Below are 19,806 nucleotides of genomic sequence, written 5' to 3'. Positions count from 1 at the left end.
CATGAAGGCAAACGTGAACAGGAAAAAGCTCAGGGTTTGCTGCACCAGCAGGGGGCTGGACTGAAAATCGTGCACGATGGCGGGGAAAGACGGCAGATAGGTGTCGATGGCAAGCGGTCCGACCATGGCCAGGCCCGCCAAAATCCAGGTTAATAATTTAGTCATGTTGAACAGTGTTTTTGTTAGTCCGTCATTTTACGCTAGCGGCAACAATCGGGTCTGGCGCGGGCCTTGTTGGTCGTTGATATGCGTTTTTCGCATATCGAACATTGAATTCCTTCGTTTGTTTTACCTGTCGCCGCCGTTATGCTGGGGCGACCCGGCCTGTTTGCCGTTTTTTTGGAAGTGACACGCCATGCACAGTATTTACCCCGCGGCGCCAGCCGACGACACGGCCCAGTGGAACCTGGGGCCCGTGATCCAGGCCTTGCGCAGCTCGCGCGAAGACAAGCACAAGATCCGCCACAACGGCAGGGTGCGCGAACTGCCGTCGCGCGAAGCGCTGACCAGCATCGTCAACGGCCTGTCGGCGGCCCTGTTCCCCACGCATTACGGACGGCCGAACCTGACCGATGAAAGCATCGACTATTTTGTCGGCGACACGCTCAACACCACCCTGAACCGCCTCAGCGAGCAGGTGCGGCGCGGCCTGCTGTTTTCCGCTCCGGCCGGCGATGACGACGGCGGCGCCGGCGACGATGCGGCCCTGGCGCAGCGGGCGCGCGACATCACGCGCGCCTTCGCCGCCAGCCTGCCCGACATCCGCGCCCTGCTCGTGTCGGACGTGCAGGCCGCCTATGCGGGCGACCCGGCCGCCACCTCGGTGGCCGAGATCATGCTGTGCTATCCGGGCACCATCGCCATCTTGTACCACCGGCTGGCGCACCAGCTGCACGCGCTCGGTGCGCCATTCCTGGCGCGCCTGGTGGCCGATATCGCGCACACCTTGACGGGCATTGACATCCATCCGGGCGCGCGCATCGGCGCCTCCTTCTTCATCGACCACGGCACGGGCGTGGTGATCGGCGAGACGGCCATCATCGGCCAGCGCGTGCGCCTGTACCAGGCCGTCACGCTGGGCGCCAAGCGTTTTCCCGCGGACGCCTCCGGCGCGCTGATCAAGGGCACGCCGCGCCACCCCATCGTCGAGGACGATGTGGTGATATACGCGGGCGCGACGGTGCTGGGGCGCATTACCATCGGCGCGGGATCGACCATCGGGGGGAATGTGTGGCTGACGCAGAGCGTGCCGGCGAACAGCAATGTATCGCAGGCGCAGATGCGCAACGATTGAGGAGTGGCCGAGAAAACGTCCATGGCGGCGTTGCAGCGCCTGGCCGTACCAGCGCACTGCCTGCGGCGCTGCGCCTTGCCCTGAACGTTTTTCGGGCACTCTTCAAGCCGGGCGTGGCGCCTGGCTTTGCAAAGACCTTACTTCACCGTCAGCGCCTCATAGCGGGCCACGGGCACGCCATCGTTGAGCAGCAGCAGTTCCTGGTCGGCGTAGCGGTAGCCGTTGACTTCGCCCAGGGTGGTCAACAGTTCGCGTTCGAGGTCCATATCCTGCGGCTGGCACATCATCATGGTGCCGGCCAGCTGCGAGAAGGCCAGGGTGCTGACGCCGTCGCTGGTGTAGCCGCCCATCATCTGGTTGCAGCCGCTGTGGCCGCTGGCGCGGCCTTCGGCCAGCAGCAGCGTCACGTCGCGCTGCTCGGGCGCCTTGCGCGCGACTTTCTTGCCCTTCAATTCCTTCAGCTTCCACTGCGTGCCCGTCAGCTTCGGCGCCGGCCTGGCTGGCGAGGTGGCGCCTGGCGCGGCGGCGGCCGCATCGCTGGTCGCGGGTGTCTGTGCGCAGCCGGCCGTAATGGCGATGATGGCGGCGAGGGGAATCAGTCTGGCGATCTTGAACATGGCATTTCCTTCTTCAAATGAATGGCGCCAGCGTAGCAGATACGCGCCGCGCCGGCGTGCACGGTTGACAAGTCTACCGCTCCTGCTCCAGCCGCGCCTCGAGCAGAGCGCGCGCCGCCGCCACGTAGGCGCGGCAGGCCTGCTGGTCGACAAAGGCCTCGCTGCCGGCCGTGACGCTCGCTTCCAGCCGCTCCCACAGCTGCGACGCTTCCGGGTGGGCCGAGATGAGTACGTCGCAGGGCAGTTTTTCCAGGGTTGCGAAGCTGCGGCGCAGGTCGTCCACCGCATTCGGATACTCGCTGCTGGCGCTGAACCTGAAGCCGGGGCGAGAAACGGCGTTGAGGCTGTCCGCGTAGACCATGTTCAGGCAGCGGGGGCCGTCGCACGATTCCCAGGTCCAGCTCAGGCCTCCGGGCGTGTGGCCCGGCGTGGCGTGCGCCGTCAGGACTATGGGGCCGACGTTGAACTGGCCGCCTTCGCGCGCCAGACGCATGTCTGTCACGGGCGGGTACTTGGGCAGCGCATGGTATTGCGGGTCGTCCGGTCCCACTTCGCCCGACGCCAGGTCCAGCGCCGCCGAAGGGCTGGCGGCCACCAGCGCATTGCTGCGCCGCTGCAGTTCGGCCAGGCCGCCCGCATGGTCGATATGGCCGTGCGAATTGAGTATCAGCTTGACGTCCTCGATGCGGAAACCCAGCGCGTCGATATTGGCGATGATCTTGGGCGCCGACTCCGGCAAGCCGCCGTCGATCAGCACGTGACCCTGGGGCGACGTCACCAGCACGGAACTGAGGCCTTTGACGCCCACATAATAGGTATTGCCGAAAATGCGGAACGGCGCCTGGTCCGCGTTCCAGGCGGCGCAGACGTCGCAGCCCGGTGTCGGCGGCGTGGCTGGCGCCTGCGCCAGCGCCAGCGTGGCGGGGATGGCCAGCAGCGTGGTCATGGCCAGCGTGCGTGGGAGTGTGAGGGGCATTGCAGTCCTTATCAGTGGTGCCAGGATGGCGTATGCTGACATGGAACGGGGCCCGAGGCAAATGTTCACGGGGGCGCCGGCGGCCCGCCAGCGGCGTCATTCCTGTACTGCAGTTCGATCAGCGTGTCGTCCGGATAGCTGGTGTCGCCGATGGGAGCGACGAAGGAAGCGCCTTCTTTTTCCACCTTCAGGGGCACGCGGCGCTCGCCGGCGAGCAGGGTGGCGCTGGCAAGGGGCACATCGCTGCGGGCGCCCAGCTTGAGCTGTTCGGAGGAGCACCAGTCGGTGGTGCGCAGCAAGGTGCCGACCAGGGTCCGTACCCAGAACGCAATCTCCTTCTTGGCGATGGCGATCATCACCTGGCATTGCAGGCGCAAGTCACCCAGGCGGCGCATGTTGGCCGGCACGCCGTCGCTGTAGACGGAGGGCTGCCAGCGGTAATGGCCTTTTTTCTTGTTCGTGATCAGGTCCGCGTCTTCGCTGTCGGCCTGCGCGCTGCGCGGCAGCACGAAGCTGCCGTCGGCGGCCAGGGGCAGGGCAATCGCGGTTTCGTTGCCGGCGATGCGCAAGGTCAGGTCCTGCATGGCGTCTGCCGGAGCGCGGCTGCCCGCGACCAGCTTGAAGCGCACTTCGCGCGCTTGCGGCGCCAGCGCATGGTATTCATCGAAGGCGTCGAGACCTGCCGCCATCACGCGGTACGATTTCAGTTCCGGATTGCGGATGCTGTTGATGTGGATGGACTGGCCGGTTTCGGCCGGCGCGTCCGCTTGCACCGCGGCATGGCTGGCGGCCAGAAGGGCGAAGAGCAAGGTCGAAGGGCGCTTGCCGCGAAAGGAAAGGAGGTGCACGTCGTCGCCTGTGTGTTTTTGACATGACAAGCTAACATGATTGATAACGCTTGTCACTGGCGCCGTCAGGCCGCCGCCAGCGCCTCCTCGCCGGGCCCGATGCTGACCAGCCGTCCCGCGTGACCGGCCGGCAGGCGCGGGCCCCGGCCGAAGACCTTGTGGCGCAGGGTGCCTTCTTCATAATGCGTGCGGTAGCGGCCGCGCCGCCGCAGTTCCGGCACGATGTGGGCCACCACGTCGGCCATGCTGTCGTGGGCCACGGCGAAGGCAAGATTGAACCCGTCGATACCCGTTTCGTCGAGCCACGCTTCCAGCTGGTCGGCCACCTGGCGCGCATCGCCCACCAGTACGGGGCCGCGCCCGCCCAGGCCGATGTATTCGGCCGCCTCGCGCACTGTCCAGCGGCGTTCCGGGTCGGCCTGGCTGAACGAGGCCAGCGCCGAGCGTCCCGCCTCGGAATCGATGTAGTCGATGGTGGCGTCGAGCGGATAGCGGCTGAAATCGACGCCCGTCCAGCCCGACAGCAGCACCAGCGCCGCCTCGATATTGACATGGCGCAGATAGTCGGCGTGTTTGGCGCGCGCTTGCGCTTCCGTGGCGCCCGTGATGACCAGCGCCTGCGCATAGATCAGCAGCGCATCACCATCGCGCCCGCTTTGCCGCACGGCGGCGCGCAAGTCGTCCGCGTAACGCTTGACGACTGTCTTGCTGGGGCCACTGACAAACGTGGCTTCCGCGTGGCGCGCCGCGAAGCGCGTGCCGCGCGGCGAGGTGCCCGCCTGGTACAGCAGCGGCGTGCGCTGCGGCGACGGTTCGCACAAATGGATGCCGGGCACCTGGTAGTGGCGCCCGGCATGGTTGATCGGATGTACCTTGGCCGGATCGGCGTAGATTGCGCGCGCCTTGTCGTTGACGACGGCGTCGTCGTCCCAGCTTTTTTCCCACAGCTTGTAGACGACTTCCAGGTATTCATCGGCCAGGTCGTAGCGTTCGTCGTGGCCCAGCTGCTGGCTCAGGCCCAGGTTGCGCGCCGCGCTATCGAGGTAGCCCGTGACGATATTCCAGCCGATGCGCCCACCCGTCAGGTGGTCGAGCGTGGACATGCGCCGCGCGAACGTGTACGGGTGCTCATAGGTGAGGGCGCAGGTGACGCCGAAACCCAGGTGCGTGGTGGCCTGCGCCATGATGGGCACGAGGGCCAGCGGGTCGTTCAGCGGCACCTGCACGCCGTGTTCCAGGGCCGCATCGAGGCTGCCCCGGTACACGTCATACACGCCCAGCACGTCGGCAAGGAATACCGCGTCGAACAGGCCCGCCTCCAGCAGGCGCGCCAGTTCCGTCCAGTGTTCAGGATCGGTGTAGCGGTGGCTGCGGTCGCGCGCATGCGTCCACAGCCCCGGCGACTGGTGGCCTACCGTATTCATCTGGAAGGCGTTGAAGCGTATCGTCTTGGCCATGGCTTATTTGGCCGCCGTCTGCAAGGCTTGCTGGTAGTCGGGTTTTGAATAGCCGGCAAAGTGTTTATTGGTGATGTCGAGGAATTCGCGCGAGCGGTAGGCGGCCGCCAGGTCTCTGGCGAACTGCTTGTCCTTGTCGGCCGTGCGGATGGCCACCAGGTTGATGTAGTTGGGCGAGATTTTCTCGGCCACCAGCGCATCCGTCAGTTTCAGCCCCGAGGCCAGCGCGTAATTGCCGTTGATGAAGGAGTAATCGGTGTCGCCCAGCGAGCGTGGCAGCTGCGCCGCTTCCAGCGGCAGCAGCTTGATTTTCTTCGTGTTGACGGCGATATCCTTTTCCGACGCGCGCACGGGGTCGAAGCTGGCGCGCAGCTTGATCCAGCCCAATTGATCGAGCAGCACCAGCGCGCGCGCCTGGTTGGTCGGATCGTTCGGCAAACCCACCGTCGTGCCTTCCCTCACGTCATCGAGCGTCTTGTGCTTCCTGCTGTAGATGGCGATCGGCGCCGTGGGGATCGTGATCAGGTCCGTCAGGGCCAGCTTGTGCTCGGTCGCGAACTTCTTCAGGTAGACGATGTGCTGGAAGACGTTGGCGTCCAGCGAACCCTCGGCCAGCGCGAAGTTCGGCTGGATGTAGTCGTTGAATTCCACCAGCTTGACCTTGTAGCCCTGTTTCTCCAGGATAGGCTTGATGCCCAGCTTGATCTGGTCCGCGTACGGCCCGGCGCTGGTGCCGATGGTGATGTCTTTCGGGTCCTTGGCGTGGGCGAAGCTGGCTGTCAAGGCCAGGGTCAGGGCGGTGAGGACGATGCTGCGGCGGGCGATGGTCATGGTGGCTCCTTGGTGGGTAAATTATGAGTACGCGGTCGGCTCGGGCACCGTGCCAGTCAGGGCAAAGCGTCCCAGGTCGCGCAGCTTAGTCGATGGGGTCGTGCAGCGTATGCACGCGCACGTTGCGCCAATAGCGGTCGAAGCCGTATTGGGCCGAGGTGGAACGGGCGCCCGTCAGTTCGAACATCTGGCTGCTGATTTCGAGGCCCGCCTTGTGCGCCAGGCATTTGGCTTCGGCCACGGCCACGGCCAGCAAGCCCCGTTCGCGCGCCGTCACCAGCGCGCCCTTGCGGAACACTTTTTCCAGTTCCTGCGCCGCGCCATCGGCCAGCACCTGCGCGGGGCGCAGCAGCAGCCATAGCTGGCCGTAGCGGTGCTGGATCAAAGGGTCGTCCGCAGCCCTGGCCACGCCCGAGGCGAACCAGGCTTTCGCCTGTTCGTCCGTGTAGCGGCGCGCCGCCTCGAAGGCGCCTTCGGCGATACCCAGATATAAATTTGTCATGATCAATTGCGCGATCTGCGAGCGCACGGTGGCTTGCGGCGTGGCGGCCTGCGCGGGCGCCTGCAGCACCAGCTCCTGCGGCAGGGCGACTCCTTCAAAGCGGACATTGCCGCTGTCCGTCTGGCGCTGGCCGAAAGCGTCCCAGTCCGCCTGCACGGTCACGCCGTCCTGGCGCGTGGGCAGGGCGGCGATCAGCGCCGTCTGCGTGGGCGCATGCCAGGCGGAGACGGTCAGCCAGTCGGAACCGACGGAGCCGGAAGAAAAGCTCTTGATGCCGTCGAGGATATAGCCGTTGTCGCTGTCGCTGGCCGCGACCCGCTTGTCGAGGGGATTGAGCGCATTGCCCCAGAACAGGCGCTCGTCCACGGTCAGGGTGAGCAGGCGGCGCTGCTGCTGCGCGCTGCCGTACAGCTGCAAGCCGGCCAGTTGTAGATGGTGGAAGCCGAAGACATGCGCCAGCGCGCTGTCGGCGCGCGCCAGGATGCGGATCACCTGGTACACGAGGGGCCAGGATGCGCCCTGGCCGCCGAATTCCACGGGAATCGACAAGGTGAGAAGACCCGAGTCGCGCAGCCATTCGCGTTCCCGGGCCGCGTGACCGCCGGCCTGGTCGCGGGCATTGGCTGTTTCGGCCAGGCGCGCGGCCAGCGACGTGGCGATGTGGATGGCGTCCTGCAGCGCTTGCTGGGCAGGGGCCCGGGAGCGGGCGGACTGGAGAAAAACGCTAGACATGGGTGACATTCCAGAAAGACGATGCAGCCGATATTGCACCGCTCCGCGTGCGCCGTACACGAAGAAAACCGCGCATGGATATGCGAAAAAAGCCGCGCCGGCGACGGCGCCACGGCTGGCGGGGCGTCAGGCGCGGATAGTCAAAAAACGCATATGGAAGCGCGAAAGCATTCGTTTTAACGCGCCCCTGATGGCGATAGGCTGCAAGCATCTTGAGTAGCCAAATTGATCGATCACGCACAGGGACGGACACCACATGAGCATCTTGTTATTGGGCGGCAGCCCGCAACTCCCATCGAGTTCCAGCCGCCTGCTGCTGCATGTTGGCGAGCAGCTGGCGCTGCGGGGCCACAACTGCGCCAGGCTGCATGTGCGCGACCTGCCGGCGCGCGCCCTGCTGCTGGCCGACCATGACGACGCGGCGATCGCCCGCGCCGTGCGCGCCGTGGCCGACGCCGACGCCATCGTGATCGCCACGCCCATCTACAAGGCGTCCTACACAGGCTTGCTGAAAGCCTTTCTCGACCTGCTGCCGCAGGATGGCCTGGCCGGCAAGCTGGTACTGCCGCTGGCCACGGGCGGCGGCCACGCCCACACCCTGGCGCTCGATTACGCGTTGCGCCCCGTGCTGCATGCGCTGGGCGCCAGGCAGGTGTTCACCAGCATCTATGCCAATGTGCAGCAACTGGCGTGGGACGAAGAGCGGGGCCTGAGCCTGGACACGCCGATCGCCGCGCGCGTGCAGGCCGGCGTCGAGGAAGTGGTGGCCGGCCTGTTCGTGCTGGAGGGCCAGCGCCCGCCGGCACCGGCAGAGGTCCCGCCTCCCGTGCGTTCGCTGCAAGACCAGCCTTACGCCCCCCAGTATCAAGCCGCCTGATTATTCACCGACCAAAGGAACCGCCATGACACATCGCCACGCACAACGCCTCTCGCGCCGTACCACTCTGGGCCTGCTGTTCGCCGCCGCTGCCGGCGTGATGGCGGCCGGCATGCCGGCCACGGCGCAGGCGCAGGCCAAGGGAGAAGTACAGGTGCAGGTGCGTATTGGCTACCAGAAATACGGCACCCTGACCTTGTTGAAGGGGCGCGGCACGCTGGAAAAACGCTTGGCCGAGCAGGGCGTGGGCGTGAAATGGACGGAATTTCCAGCCGGTCCCGTGCTGCTGGAAGGCTTGAACGTGGGCAGCATCGATTTCGGCACCGTGGGCGAGGCGCCGCCAATCTTTGCCCAGGCGGCCGGCGCCAATCTGGTATATGTCGGCAATGAGCCGGCGTCGCCCGCCAGCGAAGCCATCGTCGTGCCCAAGGGTTCCGGCCTGCGCACCCTGGCCGATTTGAAGGGCAAGAAAATCGCCCTGAACAAGGGCTCGAACGTGCATTACCTGCTGTTGAAAGCGCTGGAAAAGGCCGGCGTCGCGTATGCCGACATCCAGCCCGTGTTCCTGCCGCCGGCCGATGCGCGCGCCGCCTTCGAGCGGGGCAGCGTGGATGCCTGGGCCATCTGGGACCCGTTCCTGGCGGCCGCCGAAAAGCAGCTGGGCGCGCGCGTGCTGGCCGACGGCAAGGGCCTGGTGGCGAACTACCAGTTTTATCTGGCCTCGCGCACGTATGCGGAAAAGCATCCCGAGATCCTGCGCATCGTGCTCGACGAAGTGGCCAAGGTCGATGACTGGGGCCGCAACAACCCGGACGAGGTGGCGACGATCCTGTCGGCGCAGACCGGGCTGGGCAAGGATGTGGTGGCGCTGGCCGCCGCGCGCTATGCGTATGGCGTCAAACCCGTGTCCGTCGACGTCATCGCTTCGCAGCAAAGGGTGGCCGATGCCTTTTCCAGCCTGAAGCTGATACCGAAGCCGATCGTCGTCAAGGACGCGCTGCTGCCGGCGCGCCAGCTGGCCACCAGCGCAAAATAAGGAATAAATATCATGTCATTGAATGTCTTCTGGTTTATCCCCACCCACGGCGACAGCCGCTACCTGGGCACGTCGCAGGGCGCGCGTCCCGTCGACGCCGATTATTTGCGTCAGGTGGCCGTGGCCGCCGACACGCTTGGCTACGACGGCGTGCTGCTGCCCACGGGCCGCTCCTGCGAAGACGCGTGGGTGGTGGCGTCATCCTTGATCAGCGTGACGCAAAAGCTCAAATTCCTCGTGGCCGTGCGGCCCGGCCTGTCCACGCCCGGCCTGGCCGTGCGCATGGCGTCCACCTTTGACCGCCTGTCGAATGGGCGATTGCTGATCAACGTCGTCACGGGCGGCGACCAGGGCGAGCTGGAAGCGGACGGCCTGTTTGCCGACCACGCCAAGCGCTATGAAATCTCCGATGAATTCATCAAGGTGTGGCGCGCCACGCTGGCGGGCGAGGGCGGCGCTGCCGGCTACGATTTCGAGGGCAAGCATATCCAGGTGAAGGGCGCGAAAACCTTGTATCCGCCCGTGCAGAAACCGTATCCGCCCCTGTATTTCGGCGGTTCGTCGGAGCCGGCGCATGCGCTGGCGGCCGAGCAGATGGACGTCTACCTGACGTGGGGCGAGCCGCCCGCCGCCGTCGCCGAGAAAATCGCCGACATCCGCGCGCGCGCCGCCAAGCGGGGACGCACGGTGCGCTTCGGCATCCGATTGCACGTGATCGTGCGCGAAACCAACGAGGCGGCCTGGCGCGCGGCCGATGAACTGATCAGCCACCTCGACGACGACATCATCGCCAAGGCGCAGGCGGCGTTCGGCAAGATGGATTCCGTGGGCCAGCAGCGCATGGCGGCCCTGCACGGCGGGCGGCGCGACAAGCTCGAAGTGTCGCCCAATCTCTGGGCGGGCGTGGGCCTGGTGCGCGGCGGCGCGGGCACGGCCCTGGTCGGCGACGGCCCGACCGTGGTGGCGCGCATGCAGGAATACGCGGACCTGGGCATCGACACCTTCATTTTCTCCGGTTACCCGCACCTGGAAGAGTCGTACCGTTTCGCCGAACTGGTATTTCCGCTGCTGGGCAAGGGCAAGACCGTGGGTGAGCAGTCCTTGAGCGGCCCTTTCGGTGAAGTCATGGCCAGCAATATCGTGCCGGCCGCGCCGCAGAAAAAGGCGGCCTGAGATGGCGACGGCTGCCGTCAAGCGCCTTTCCGGCACGCCCTGGCGCAATGTCTTGGCGCCATGGGCCTTGCCCGTGGCGCTGCTGCTGGCCTGGCAGCTGGCGGCGCAGTGGGGCTGGCTGTCGAGCCGCATCCTGCCCGAGCCATGGGCCGTGGCGAAGGCCTTCTGGCACCTGGCGCTGTCGGGCGAGCTGTGGCTGCACCTGAAGACGAGCTTGTGGCGCGCCACGGTCGGTTTCGCCGTGGGCGCCGGACTGGGCTTGCTGCTGGGGCTGTTGACGGGCAGCTTCCGCCACGCGGAAACCCTGCTCGACACGACCTTGCAAATGGTGCGCAACATCCCGGCCCTGGCCCTGATTCCGCTGGTGATCCTGTGGTTCGGCATCGACGAGACGGCGAAACTGTTTCTGCTGGCCGTCGGCGTGTTCTTTCCCGTCTACCTGAACACCTTCCACGGCATCCGCGCGGCCGACCAGGGTTTGATCGAAATGGCGAAAAGCTATGGCCTGTCCGGCTGGCCCCTGTACCGCGACGTGATCCTGCCGGCCGCCATGCCCTCGATCCTGGTCGGCGTGCGCTTTTCGCTGGGCCTCGTGTGGGTGCTGCTGATCGTCGCCGAAACCATCTCGGCGCAGGCCGGCATTGGCTACATGACCATGAATGCACGCGAATTTTTGCAAACGGACGTGGTGCTGGTGGGGATTTTGCTGTACGCCTTGCTGGGCAAGCTGGCCGATTTGCTTTCGCGCCGGCTGGAACGCTGCTGCCTGCGCTGGAATCCCGCCTACCGCCAATAATTGAAGAGGACACCATGCTGCTTGCACCGATCCAGATTGAAACGGATTTTCTGTCCCATTTCGTGCAGTACGACCCCGCCAGCGCGCCGCCGCAGGCCAGGGGCGCCCCGCAAACTCCTTTGCAGCGCCGCGGCGTGCCGCTGGCATTGACGCAATTGAGCAAGGCGTATGGCGCACGCTCCGTGCTGAACAACGTCGACCTGCAGCTCGAAGCGGGCGAGTTTGTCGCCATCGTGGGACGCAGCGGCTGCGGCAAGAGCACCTTGCTGCGCTCGATCGCGGGGCTGGAAAGCGTCGCGGAAGGGATGGTTGCCATCGGCAGCGGCGTGGGCGCGCCCGATATCCGCATCATGTTCCAGGAAGCGCGGCTGCTGCCTTGGAAAACCGTGCTGGAAAACGTGGCTTTGGGCTTGCCCCGCTCCGTGGGCGCGGCGGCGGCCGCCCTGTGGACGGTGGGCCTGGCAGAACGGGCCGATGACTGGCCGGCAGCCCTGTCGGGCGGGCAGAAGCAGCGCGTGGCGCTGGCGCGCGCCCTCGTGCACGAACCGCAATTGCTGTTGCTCGACGAGCCGCTGGGCGCGCTCGACGCCCTGACGCGCATCGAAATGCAGCAGCTGATCGAATCGCTGTGGCTGGCGCGCGGCTTTACGGCCGTGCTGGTGACGCACGACGTGGCCGAAGCCGTGGCCCTGGCCGACCGCGTGCTGCTGATCGAGGATGGCCAGATCACGCTGGACGCGCGGGTGGACTTGCCGCGCCCCCGCCAGCGCGGCCATGCGGCCTTTGCCGCGCTGGAGCAGGCTATCTTGTCGCGCGTGCTGCAGCCGCAGCAGGGGCAGGCAACTGCGCCAGCACGATAAAGCCGTCCGGATCCACCGTCGCCACGATGCCCTCGTAATTGGCGATGGCCGGATGGCGCGTGGCCAGCGGTTGCGCATGCGTGGCCGTGACGACGATGACCTGCGCGCCGGCCGCCTCGCCCGCCTCAATGCCGACCGACGCATCCTCGAAGACCAGGCAGTCAACGGGCGCCACGCCCAGTTTTTCTGCCGCCAGCAGGTAGCAATCCGGCCTGGGTTTGCCGGCCTTGATGTCTTCCGCCGTCACCATGATGGCGGGAATGGGCATACCGGCCGCCTGCAGGCGCGCGGTGGCCAGCGCGCGCGGCGCCGAGGTGACGATGGCCCACCGGGCCGGCGGCAGCGACCGCAGGAGGCGCCGTGCGCCGGCAACTTCAATGATCCCCGCCACGTCGATGATCTCGGCATCCGTGATGCCTTGCGACTCGCGTTGCGCGTCGACGCCGGGCAGGCGCAGCCTGGCGATGGTGTCGACCGAGCGCGCGCCGTGGATGGTGGGCAGAAAGGCCGCCACGTCGAGGCCCTGGCGCTGCGCCCATGTGCCCCAGATGCGTTCGGCGGCGGCGATGGAATTGATGACGGTGCCGTCCATGTCGAACAGCAGGGCGCGGTAGCGGCCTGCGGCGCGGGGCGGCGTCGGCGATAACGGTGGCTGCTGCGACGGCGAGGGCAGGGCGGACATGGCTTCCTTCCAGATGATGGGCTGGAAGCCATTGTAACGGCAGTCGATTTTTATTTCACAGGTAGACCGATTCAAACCGGGCCACGGGCGCGCCATCCTTGAGCAGGATCAGATATTCGCCTTCGAAACGGTAGCCCGTCACGCTGCTCAAGTTGGCCAGCACGGCGCTTTCCAGCTGCATCAAAGGCGGCGGGCAGGCCATGCGGGTGCCGGCCAGCTGCGTGAAGCGCAGGGCCGTGCCGGCCAGCGTATAGCCGCCCATGACGCGGTTGCAGCCCGTAAAACCGGTGACCTTGCCGTCATCGGACAGGGTGATGCGCACTTCGCGCTCCTGCCCGGGAGCCATCGCCACCTTGGCGCCATCGAGTTCCGTCAGCTTCCAGTAGGTATTCGTCAGGCTGTAGCTGGGGGCCAGCGCGTCGCCCGGAGCGGCATGGTCGCCTGTCCCGGCGCAGCCGGCGGCCAGGGCGATGGCGGCGGCCAGGGGCAGGTGTTTCAGTCGATGCAGCATGGGATGCTCCCGTGAAGGTGGATGATCGCTGCCAGACTAGCAGATTATCCGCCCGTCCCCCGGTACGGCAGCGCAGCGGCGATTATTTTTCATTTAGGCAGTATTGGCATTAAACTCATGCTTTATGCCTTTTTATCCTGTCACGGGGAGCCGAAGTGATGCAGCAAGCCCAATTGCTCAATAACCGACTGGTCGCCACCAGCGGCGATGACGTGCTGGTGGACCATATCGTGCCGGGCGCGCCGCTGGTCATCGCCTTCGGCTTCGTTTCATGGACCACGCGTCCCGCCTTTGATTTTTTCGGCCGCCTGAAAAAGCTGGAACAGGCCAGCGGACAGCACCTGAACAAAATCCTCGTGCGCGATTCGGCCAATGCCTGGTATCACCGGCGCATCGCAGGCCTGGGCAGCCATGTCGACGAAACGGCGCAAGCGCTGCGCGAGCTGGTGCGCCGCATCGCGCCGGGTAATGTCACCACCATCGGCCAGTCCATGGGCGCGTATGCGGCCGTCATGTATGGCTTGCTGCTGGAGGTGCAGCAGATCGTCGCCTTCGGGCCGCTGTCCTTTCTCGACGTGGAGCAGGCGCGTTTGTACCATGAGCTGCGCTGGCTGCCCGTGATGGAGTCGCTGGCCCAGGACCCGCCGCTGTCCGGCTACTACGACCTGGCCGCCCTGTGCCGCGCCAGGGCGACGCAGCGTACGCATACCCACCTGGTATTCGGCACGCGGCCTGACGCGGCCCGGCCTGACGTGGCCCGGCCTGACGTGGCCCGGCCTGACGCGGCCGGCGCCGGCGAATCGGTCAACCTCGACGCCATGCACGCGCAGCGCCTGGCCGCCTTCGGCCGCTGCACCCTGCACCCGTATCCGCACTCGGGACACGCGGTGGTGCAGCACCTGATCGACACGCAGCGCATCAACGGCTTGCTGGCCCAGTGCATACTCGGTCTCACCCTGGCGCCGGAAGCGATGCCGGAAATCGGCGCCGCCTGGAAGGACTGGGTGGCGGAAAACCTGCGCCTGGGCTGCGCCAGCGAGCAACTGGTGGCGGTGCTGCAGCAGCACGGCTTTTCGCACGCCAGCAGCATGGCCGCCGTGGCGGCTGCCAGCGCCATCCCGAAGGCCACATGACGCCGCAGCTCGAACTCGACACCCTGAAAATGCGCATCGCCGCCCCGCAACTGGCGGCGCTCGACTTGCGCGTGCGCGTCCAGCGCGCGCTGCGCCAGCTGATACTCGATGGCGTGCTCGCGCCCGGCCTGCGGCTGCCCGCCACGCGCGCGCTGGCGCAGTCGCTGGGGCTGTCGCGCGACACGGTGGAAATGGCGTACGCGCAGCTGCGCCTGGACGGCTATATCGAGCGGCAGGCGGGATCGGGCAGTTTCGTGTCGGCGACGATAGGGGCCAGCTTGCTGGGCAGGCCGTCGTCGGCATTCCAGCCCGCGTGCACCCAGCCGGTGGCCCTCAGCGCGCGCGGCGCGCAGATTCTCGCCAGCGGCGGCGTGGCCGACCAGCAGAGCGTGAAGGCGTTTGCCACGGGATTGCCGGAAACGCGGGCCTTCCCCGCCGACGTGTGGGAGCGCCTGCGGCGCCAGGCCGCCAGCGAACACCATGTGCTGCTGCACGGCGAGCCGCAAGGCGCGCAGCCGCTGCGCCAGGCCATCGCCGACTATGTCAACCTGGAGCGGGGCGCGCGGGCCACGGCGGACCAGGTGCTGGTGCTGAGCAGCACGCGCCAGGCCCTGTACCTGTGCGCGCAGGTGCTGGCCGACGCGCATGGCCCGATATTGATGGAAGATCCAGGCTATTTCGGCGCGCGCAAGGCCTTCGAGATGGCGCAATTGCAGGTCGTGCCCGTGCCAGTCGATGCGCACGGCTTGTCCATCGCCAGCCTGCGCGCGGACCGCAGCGGCGCCAACACGGTCTATGTGACGCCGTCGCACCAGTATCCGACGGGCGTCACCCTGGCGCTGGAGCGCCGCCTGGAGCTGGTTGCCTGGGCGGCGGAACGCCAGGGCTGGATCATCGAGGATGATTACGACAGCCAGTTTCACTACGCGGGCCTGCCGACGGCCTGCGTGCAGGGACTCGACACGCAGCAGCGCACCATATATCTGGGCACCTTCGCCAAGTCGCTGTATCCGGGGCTGCGCATCGGCTACATGGTGCTGCCGCCGGCCCTCGTCAAGCCGATGACGCATGCGCGCAGCATCCTCGACGGGCACACGCCGCAGCTGGACCAGCTGACCTTGGCCCGTTTCATCGCCGATGGCCATTTCGCCGCCCATGTGCGCGCCATGCGCAAGGTCTATGCCGTGCGCCGCGACGCGATGGCGCAGGCCGTGCAGCGGCATCTGCCGCACGTCGTCACGGCGCAGCTGCCGCCTGGCGGCTTGCAGCTGCCTTGTCTGCTGCACGAGGGCAGGGATGAGCTGCACACGCAACGCCTGGCGGCCCGGGCAGGCATCGCGCTGCCGGGCCTGAGCCGCCTGTACGCGCAGCCGCCGGCGCGGGGCGGCTGGCTGCTGGGTTTTGCGGCGCTCACGCCGCACGAGATCGACAACGGCATCATCGGCCTGGCCCGCGCGCTGGTGTAGGTCCATGCATGTGGTCTGCCGTGAGGTGGTGAATTGGACTGTCTGAGCAGTCCATGTGCGTCTTAAGATGCCTCCTTTCACTGGCAAGGGAGGCTATCCGCATGACGACAGGAGCAACAAGCGCAACAAGTGCAAAAACAGCAGGGGTGCCGGACAGGCTGCGCTGGCAAGACCTCGCGTCCCCCACGATGGCGGCCTTCATCTCCGTCCTCGTCAACTATGGCGGCACCTTCGTGCTGGTGTTCCAGGCGGCCCAACTGGCCCAGCTGAGCGCCGCGCAGACGGCGTCCTGGGTCTGGTCGCTGAGCATCGGCGTAGGCGTGACGGGCATCTGGCTCAGCTGCCGCTACCGCGCGCCCGTCATCACGGCCTGGTCCACGCCCGGCGTGGCCTTCCTGGCCACCGTCATGCCGCACACGCCGTATGCCGAGGTGATCGGCGCCTACATGGCGTCCGCGCTCGCCTTCATCGTGCTGGGCATGTCCGGCGCCTTCGAGCGCCTCGTGCGGCTGATTCCCGGCGGTATTGCCGCCGGCTTGCTGGCCGGTATCCTGCTGCAGTTTGGCGTGAACGCCTTCGGCGGCGCCAGCGCCGACCCGCTGCTGGTGGTGGTATTGCTGCTGTCGTACGCCGTGCTGCGCCGCTTTACGGCCCGCTACGCCGTGGTCGGCATCATGCTGATCGGCCTGGTCCTGCTGCTGGCGCAGGGGCGCATCGATGCGCAGGGCATCGAGCTGGCCCTGGCCGCGCCCGTGCTGCAGATGCCGCGCTTTTCCGTGGCGTCGCTGCTGGGCGTGGCGCTGCCGCTGTTCCTGATCACGCTGACGGGCCAGTACATGCCGGGCATGCTGGTGCTGCGCAATGACGGTTACCAGCTCAGCGCCAATCCCATCCTGACGGCGACGGGACTCGGCTCGCTGCTCATGGCGCCGTTCGGCGCGCACGCCTTCAACGTGGCCGCCATCACGGCCGCCATCTGCACGGGCAAGGATGCGCATGTGGAGCCGTCGAAACGCTATGTCGCGGGGCTGGCCTGCGGCGTGCTGTATATCCTCGTGGGCATCTTTGGCGTGACCCTGGCCAGCCTGTTCATGGTCTTGCCGCGCAGTTTTATTACGGCGCTGGCGGGCCTGGCCCTGCTCGGTGCCATCGGCAACAGCCTGGCACAGGCGATGGCGGACGTGCGCACGCGCGAGACTGCCCTGATCACGTTTCTTGCCACGGCGGCGAACGTGACCCTGCTGGGCGTGGGCGGCGCCCTGTGGGGGCTGGCGGCGGGCCTGGCGGCGCATGGACTGATGCATGGCTGGCGCAAGGCGGCATAGCGAGACAGGTTGCCCATTTTGCCAGCCGCCGCATACAATTGCTGCGCCCGTGCCCGTTGGCACCGTCCTTTTCCCGATGTGAACGATGGCCGACTTGTCTTCCCTGGCGCCGTATTTGCTGGCGATCACGCCCGCCTTCCTCGTCTGCGCCGCCTTGCTGCTGGCCTTGCCACGTACTGCGCCACGCGCGGTGCCGCTGCTGCGCGTGCTCGTGCACATCCTGTTTTTCGTGCTGGCGCGCGACGCGATGACGGCGCACGGCTACTGGCAGGTGGCGGCGGGCGGCTTGCGCTTCACGGCGCCGCCGCCGGTCTTGCTGGCGCTGGGCGCGCTATCGCTGGGGCTGGTGGCAAGTACTTGCTGGCTGGAAAGTGAGGCGCGCCGCCAGGTCCGCTGGGTCGGCCTGCGGCCAGCCCTGTCCGTATTGCTGGGCGTGGCGGGTGCGTGCGTGATCGTTGCGCTGGCAACGGGCTTGAAAGCCGTGTTCGGCCTGCCGTCGCTGGCGCCCGTGGCGCCGTCCGCGCTGCCCTTGCTGCTGGGTTTTGCGCTGGCGGCCAACTGTTATGAAGAATTGCTGTTCCGCGGCTTGCTGCAGCAGCAATTGCGCGCCTGGCTGCCGGCGTGGCGCGCGGCGCTCGTGTCGGGCCTGCTGTTCGGCCTGTGCCACGCTTTTCTCGCCACCACCGTCACGCAGGTGGGCGCGCCCATCCTCGTCTTTACCGTGATCGAGGGCGTGGTGGCGGGGCTGGTATATTGCCGTGCCGGCTTGCTGGGCGCAGCGCTGGCGCACGGCCTGGCGATTTTTGCGCTGGCGGCCGGCTGGGTGTAAATGTTTATTAATCAATAATGAAAAGCGAGAAAGCGATGCCTGTCAGTTCCTACCTGAATACCCGCCCCGTGCTGGGCGCCAGCGTCTACCTGCATGACACGGCGCAAGTGATCGGCGATGTGCAGATCGGCGACGACTGTTCCATCTGGTGCAACAGCGTGCTGCGCGGCGACGTCAACCGCATCGTCATCGGCGAAGGCAGCAACATCCAGGACTTTTCCATGGGCCATGTGTCGCACAAGAATGCGGCCAAGCCTGATGGTTCACCCTTGACCATCGGCAAGTACGTGACCATAGGCCATTCCGTGATCTTGCACGGCTGCACGATTGGCGACGAATGCCTGATCGGCATGGGCAGCATCGTCATGGATGACGTGGTGGTGGAAAAGCACGTGATGCTGGGCGCGGGCAGCCTGGTGTCACCCGGCAAGGTCCTGGAAAGCGGCCATCTGTACGTGGGCCGCCCCGCCGCCAAGGTGCGCGCGCTGACGCAAGCGGAGATCGCCTACCTGCGCTATTCGGCCGAGCACTATGTGCGCGTCAAGAACAATTACCTGGCCGGTGGCGACGACGCCTGATCGTCGGGGGCGCCGATGCGGCGCAGTTCCGGCCGCGGCGCCAGGTCTTGCGGCAGGCGCAGGGCGGACACCAGGCCCAGGCGCTGTAACTGCAGCAGCGCCCACCAGCCCGGGTCCCATTCGCCCGGCAGCAGGCCCAGCCTGGCCGAGCCGGGATAGGCGTGGTGGTTGTTGTGCCAGCATTCGCCCATGGTCAGCAGCGACGTCAGGCGGATGTTTCTCCCTTGCACGGCGGCCCCGTCGACATGAAAATGCATGCGCCCATGGTTGTGGGCGAAGTAGCCGATCAGCCAGTGGCCGAGCACGCCGGCGCTGACCCTGGCGCAGACGCCCCAGCAGACAAAACCCCAGCCGCCCCAGACGAAGCACAGCACGGCCCACGGCAGTTGCTGCAGCATCCAGGTTGATTCCAGGAAACGATAGAAGCGGTCGCGCGCGATGCGCGGCTCGATGGCGATGTGCGGCGGGTGGTCGAGGTCCAGGCGGCAAAACAGTTGCCACCAGGCATCGCGCCAGAAGCCGGCGCCGTGGCGCAGGTAGGGGTGGCAGTCGGACAGGCGCTGGGCGTAGTCGCGCAGCTCGTGCTGGCGCAGCAGGCCCAGCGGGCCGCTGAGGCCCACCAGCACGCCCAGATACACGAGCAGGTATTCCAGCCATTGCGGGCATTCAAAGCTGTTGTGGATCAGCTTGCGGTGGCTGCCCAGCGAATGGCCGAACAGCAGGACGATGGCCGTGCCGGCCGCAAACAGCAGCAGGCCGCTCCAGCTGAAGAAGAACAGGGCGCCGCTGACGGCGCCGGCCAGCATGAGCGTCAGCCACAGCGATGGCAAAGGCGCATGGCGTACTGAACCATTGAGCACGCTGTCGGCGTGCGTGGCGCGGGCGCGGTGGCTGGCCAGGCCGGCCGTCGGCATCAGGCCTTGGGGGCCGACGACGGTTGCGTGTACTTGTCGAAGTTGGTGATGTAGTCGTTGAAGTTGTCGGTCAGCATGCGCTTGTACTGTTCCGTAAAGAAGGCCACGGCGCCTTCCTTTTCTTGTTGCATTTTTGCTACGTCATTGCTCTTGCTGGCGACGAGGAAGGCGTTGAAGCGGGCGGCCGCGTACAACAGCGAGGTGGCCACTTCATTGCCGCCGCTGTGCATGCATTGTTCATTGGCCAGGGCGATGACCTGGTCGGCGCGTTCCCAGAATTCCGGGCCCGGTGCTGGTTTGGTGGTTGGTGTGGTCATAAAATCCCTCATGAAAGTGCGCGCCAGTCTACACAGCGTGCCGCGGGCTGTC

21 protein-coding genes and 1 pseudogene are annotated in these 19,806 nt (G+C 66.5%); 11 read left to right on the top strand and 11 right to left on the bottom strand.

Going from position 1 to position 19,806, the window contains the following annotated elements:
• Positions 1-165: pseudogene (locus tag CBW50_RS29970) on the bottom strand (Bcr/CflA family drug resistance efflux transporter); the annotation flags it as partial.
• 190 nt (positions 166-355) lie between these two features.
• Here CBW50_RS29970 and epsC point away from each other — a divergent pair.
• Entirely contained in the window at positions 356-1,294 is a 939-nt protein-coding gene (epsC, locus tag CBW50_RS15540; RefSeq protein WP_086146400.1) for a serine O-acetyltransferase EpsC, read from the top strand.
• 137 nt (positions 1,295-1,431) lie between these two features.
• Here epsC and CBW50_RS15535 read toward each other — a convergent pair whose 3' ends face one another.
• The 6 genes from CBW50_RS15535 to CBW50_RS15510 form a co-directional block, all read right to left on the bottom strand.
• A complete protein-coding gene (locus tag CBW50_RS15535; protein ID WP_086146399.1) occupies positions 1,432-1,911 on the bottom strand; it encodes an META domain-containing protein in 480 nt (159 codons plus the stop codon).
• A gap of 73 nt (positions 1,912-1,984) precedes the next feature.
• Entirely contained in the window at positions 1,985-2,887 is a 903-nt protein-coding gene (gene bla, locus CBW50_RS15530) for a subclass B3 metallo-beta-lactamase (RefSeq protein ID WP_172404777.1), read from the bottom strand.
• A gap of 65 nt (positions 2,888-2,952) precedes the next feature.
• Positions 2,953-3,735 (bottom strand): hypothetical protein, encoded by a 783-nt coding sequence (locus CBW50_RS15525; RefSeq protein WP_253251947.1) that lies wholly within the window; start codon positions 3,733-3,735, stop codon positions 2,953-2,955.
• 65 nt (positions 3,736-3,800) lie between these two features.
• The gene (locus tag CBW50_RS15520) at positions 3,801-5,192 is read right to left on the bottom strand and encodes an LLM class flavin-dependent oxidoreductase (protein ID WP_086146397.1); all 1,392 of its coding nucleotides are present in this window, start codon (positions 5,190-5,192) and stop codon (positions 3,801-3,803) included.
• 3 nt (positions 5,193-5,195) lie between these two features.
• Complete coding sequence (locus CBW50_RS15515) at positions 5,196-6,023, bottom strand: MetQ/NlpA family ABC transporter substrate-binding protein (RefSeq protein ID WP_086146396.1); 828 nt, start codon at positions 6,021-6,023, stop codon at positions 5,196-5,198.
• An 85-nt stretch (positions 6,024-6,108) separates the two neighbouring features.
• Positions 6,109-7,257: an acyl-CoA dehydrogenase family protein gene (locus CBW50_RS15510; RefSeq protein WP_319017231.1), complete on the bottom strand. Its 1,149-nt coding sequence runs from the start codon at positions 7,255-7,257 to the stop codon at positions 6,109-6,111.
• Positions 7,258-7,513: 256 nt separating this feature from the next.
• Here CBW50_RS15510 and ssuE point away from each other — a divergent pair, with 256 nt between their 5' ends.
• The 5 genes from ssuE (at position 7,514) to CBW50_RS15485 (ending at position 11,999) form a co-directional block, all read left to right on the top strand.
• Positions 7,514-8,134 (top strand): NADPH-dependent FMN reductase, encoded by a 621-nt coding sequence (gene ssuE / locus CBW50_RS15505; RefSeq protein ID WP_086146395.1) that lies wholly within the window; start codon positions 7,514-7,516, stop codon positions 8,132-8,134.
• A gap of 100 nt (positions 8,135-8,234) precedes the next feature.
• Positions 8,235-9,170, top strand: a complete 936-nt coding sequence (locus CBW50_RS15500; RefSeq protein WP_226936459.1) for a sulfonate ABC transporter substrate-binding protein — start codon at positions 8,235-8,237, stop codon at positions 9,168-9,170.
• A gap of 12 nt (positions 9,171-9,182) precedes the next feature.
• Complete coding sequence (gene ssuD / locus CBW50_RS15495) at positions 9,183-10,343, top strand: FMNH2-dependent alkanesulfonate monooxygenase (RefSeq protein WP_086146394.1); 1,161 nt, start codon at positions 9,183-9,185, stop codon at positions 10,341-10,343.
• A gap of 1 nt (position 10,344) precedes the next feature.
• Complete coding sequence (ssuC, locus tag CBW50_RS15490; protein WP_086146393.1) at positions 10,345-11,139, top strand: aliphatic sulfonate ABC transporter permease SsuC; 795 nt, start codon at positions 10,345-10,347, stop codon at positions 11,137-11,139.
• Positions 11,140-11,153: 14 nt separating this feature from the next.
• Positions 11,154-11,999 carry an ATP-binding cassette domain-containing protein gene (locus tag CBW50_RS15485; protein ID WP_086146392.1) on the top strand — a complete coding sequence of 282 codons (846 nt, stop codon included), beginning with the start codon at positions 11,154-11,156 and terminating at the stop codon, positions 11,997-11,999.
• Here the strand turns inward: CBW50_RS15485 and CBW50_RS15480 are convergent.
• Positions 11,941-12,681, bottom strand: a complete 741-nt coding sequence (locus CBW50_RS15480; protein ID WP_086146391.1) for an HAD-IA family hydrolase — start codon at positions 12,679-12,681, stop codon at positions 11,941-11,943. The two genes, CBW50_RS15485 and CBW50_RS15480, sit on opposite strands and share 59 nt — an antisense overlap.
• 55 nt (positions 12,682-12,736) lie before the next feature.
• Positions 12,737-13,192, bottom strand: a complete 456-nt coding sequence (locus CBW50_RS15475) for an META domain-containing protein (protein ID WP_086146390.1) — start codon at positions 13,190-13,192, stop codon at positions 12,737-12,739.
• A gap of 158 nt (positions 13,193-13,350) precedes the next feature.
• On the opposite strand from CBW50_RS15475, the gene CBW50_RS15470 reads away from it, so the two are divergent.
• From CBW50_RS15470 to CBW50_RS15450, 5 genes are all read left to right on the top strand, one after another.
• Complete coding sequence (locus CBW50_RS15470) at positions 13,351-14,325, top strand: hypothetical protein (protein WP_086146389.1); 975 nt, start codon at positions 13,351-13,353, stop codon at positions 14,323-14,325.
• Complete coding sequence (locus tag CBW50_RS15465; RefSeq protein WP_086146388.1) at positions 14,322-15,791, top strand: PLP-dependent aminotransferase family protein; 1,470 nt, start codon at positions 14,322-14,324, stop codon at positions 15,789-15,791. The genes CBW50_RS15470 and CBW50_RS15465 overlap by 4 nt, the downstream gene beginning before the upstream one ends.
• Positions 15,792-15,979: 188 nt before the next feature.
• Complete coding sequence (locus CBW50_RS15460; protein WP_226936460.1) at positions 15,980-17,116, top strand: benzoate/H(+) symporter BenE family transporter; 1,137 nt, start codon at positions 15,980-15,982, stop codon at positions 17,114-17,116.
• A gap of 85 nt (positions 17,117-17,201) precedes the next feature.
• Positions 17,202-17,945: a CPBP family intramembrane glutamic endopeptidase gene (locus tag CBW50_RS15455; protein ID WP_086146386.1), complete on the top strand. Its 744-nt coding sequence runs from the start codon at positions 17,202-17,204 to the stop codon at positions 17,943-17,945.
• 35 nt (positions 17,946-17,980) lie between these two features.
• On the top strand, positions 17,981-18,523 hold the full coding sequence (locus tag CBW50_RS15450) for a gamma carbonic anhydrase family protein (RefSeq protein WP_086146406.1): 543 nt from the start codon (positions 17,981-17,983) through the stop codon (positions 18,521-18,523).
• Here CBW50_RS15450 and CBW50_RS15445 read toward each other — a convergent pair.
• Complete coding sequence (locus tag CBW50_RS15445) at positions 18,496-19,437, bottom strand: acyl-CoA desaturase (RefSeq protein ID WP_139842530.1); 942 nt, start codon at positions 19,435-19,437, stop codon at positions 18,496-18,498. The genes CBW50_RS15450 and CBW50_RS15445 overlap by 28 nt on opposite strands.
• Positions 19,437-19,754 (bottom strand): DUF3144 domain-containing protein, encoded by a 318-nt coding sequence (locus CBW50_RS15440; RefSeq protein ID WP_086146384.1) that lies wholly within the window; start codon positions 19,752-19,754, stop codon positions 19,437-19,439. The genes CBW50_RS15445 and CBW50_RS15440 overlap by 1 nt, the downstream gene beginning before the upstream one ends.
• Positions 19,755-19,806: the final 52 nt, after the last annotated feature.

Source organism: Janthinobacterium sp. GW458P (genome assembly GCF_002127585.1).
Taxonomy (GTDB): Bacteria; Pseudomonadota; Gammaproteobacteria; order Burkholderiales; family Burkholderiaceae_D; genus Janthinobacterium.
This window is presented reverse-complemented; position numbering and strand designations above follow the sequence as displayed.

Bases quoted from the DNA above. Each gene is read 5' to 3' on its own strand.
- CBW50_RS15510 (WP_319017231.1), bottom strand. From the start codon at position 7,257: ATGTCTAGCGTTTTTCTCCAGTCCGCCCGCTCCCGGGCCCCTGCCCAG.
- ssuC (WP_086146393.1), top strand. From the start codon at position 10,345: ATGGCGACGGCTGCCGTCAAGCGCCTTTCCGGCACGCCCTGGCGCAAT.
- CBW50_RS15520 (WP_086146397.1), bottom strand. From the start codon at position 5,192: ATGGCCAAGACGATACGCTTCAACGCCTTCCAGATGAATACGGTAGGC.
- ssuE (WP_086146395.1), top strand. From the start codon at position 7,514: ATGAGCATCTTGTTATTGGGCGGCAGCCCGCAACTCCCATCGAGTTCC.
- CBW50_RS15460 (WP_226936460.1), top strand. From the start codon at position 15,980: ATGGCGGCCTTCATCTCCGTCCTCGTCAACTATGGCGGCACCTTCGTG.
- CBW50_RS15500 (WP_226936459.1), top strand. From the start codon at position 8,235: ATGGCGGCCGGCATGCCGGCCACGGCGCAGGCGCAGGCCAAGGGAGAA.
- CBW50_RS15465 (WP_086146388.1), top strand. From the start codon at position 14,322: ATGACGCCGCAGCTCGAACTCGACACCCTGAAAATGCGCATCGCCGCC.
- ssuD (WP_086146394.1), top strand. From the start codon at position 9,183: ATGTCATTGAATGTCTTCTGGTTTATCCCCACCCACGGCGACAGCCGC.
- CBW50_RS15515 (WP_086146396.1), bottom strand. From the start codon at position 6,023: ATGACCATCGCCCGCCGCAGCATCGTCCTCACCGCCCTGACCCTGGCC.
- CBW50_RS15440 (WP_086146384.1), bottom strand. From the start codon at position 19,754: ATGACCACACCAACCACCAAACCAGCACCGGGCCCGGAATTCTGGGAA.
- CBW50_RS15455 (WP_086146386.1), top strand. From the start codon at position 17,202: ATGGCCGACTTGTCTTCCCTGGCGCCGTATTTGCTGGCGATCACGCCC.
- CBW50_RS15445 (WP_139842530.1), bottom strand. From the start codon at position 19,437: ATGCCGACGGCCGGCCTGGCCAGCCACCGCGCCCGCGCCACGCACGCC.
- CBW50_RS15485 (WP_086146392.1), top strand. From the start codon at position 11,154: ATGCTGCTTGCACCGATCCAGATTGAAACGGATTTTCTGTCCCATTTC.
- CBW50_RS15535 (WP_086146399.1), bottom strand. From the start codon at position 1,911: ATGTTCAAGATCGCCAGACTGATTCCCCTCGCCGCCATCATCGCCATT.
- CBW50_RS15450 (WP_086146406.1), top strand. From the start codon at position 17,981: ATGCCTGTCAGTTCCTACCTGAATACCCGCCCCGTGCTGGGCGCCAGC.
- CBW50_RS15480 (WP_086146391.1), bottom strand. From the start codon at position 12,681: ATGTCCGCCCTGCCCTCGCCGTCGCAGCAGCCACCGTTATCGCCGACG.
- epsC (WP_086146400.1), top strand. From the start codon at position 356: ATGCACAGTATTTACCCCGCGGCGCCAGCCGACGACACGGCCCAGTGG.
- CBW50_RS15475 (WP_086146390.1), bottom strand. From the start codon at position 13,192: ATGCTGCATCGACTGAAACACCTGCCCCTGGCCGCCGCCATCGCCCTG.
- bla (WP_172404777.1), bottom strand. From the start codon at position 2,887: ATGCCCCTCACACTCCCACGCACGCTGGCCATGACCACGCTGCTGGCC.
- CBW50_RS15470 (WP_086146389.1), top strand. From the start codon at position 13,351: ATGCAGCAAGCCCAATTGCTCAATAACCGACTGGTCGCCACCAGCGGC.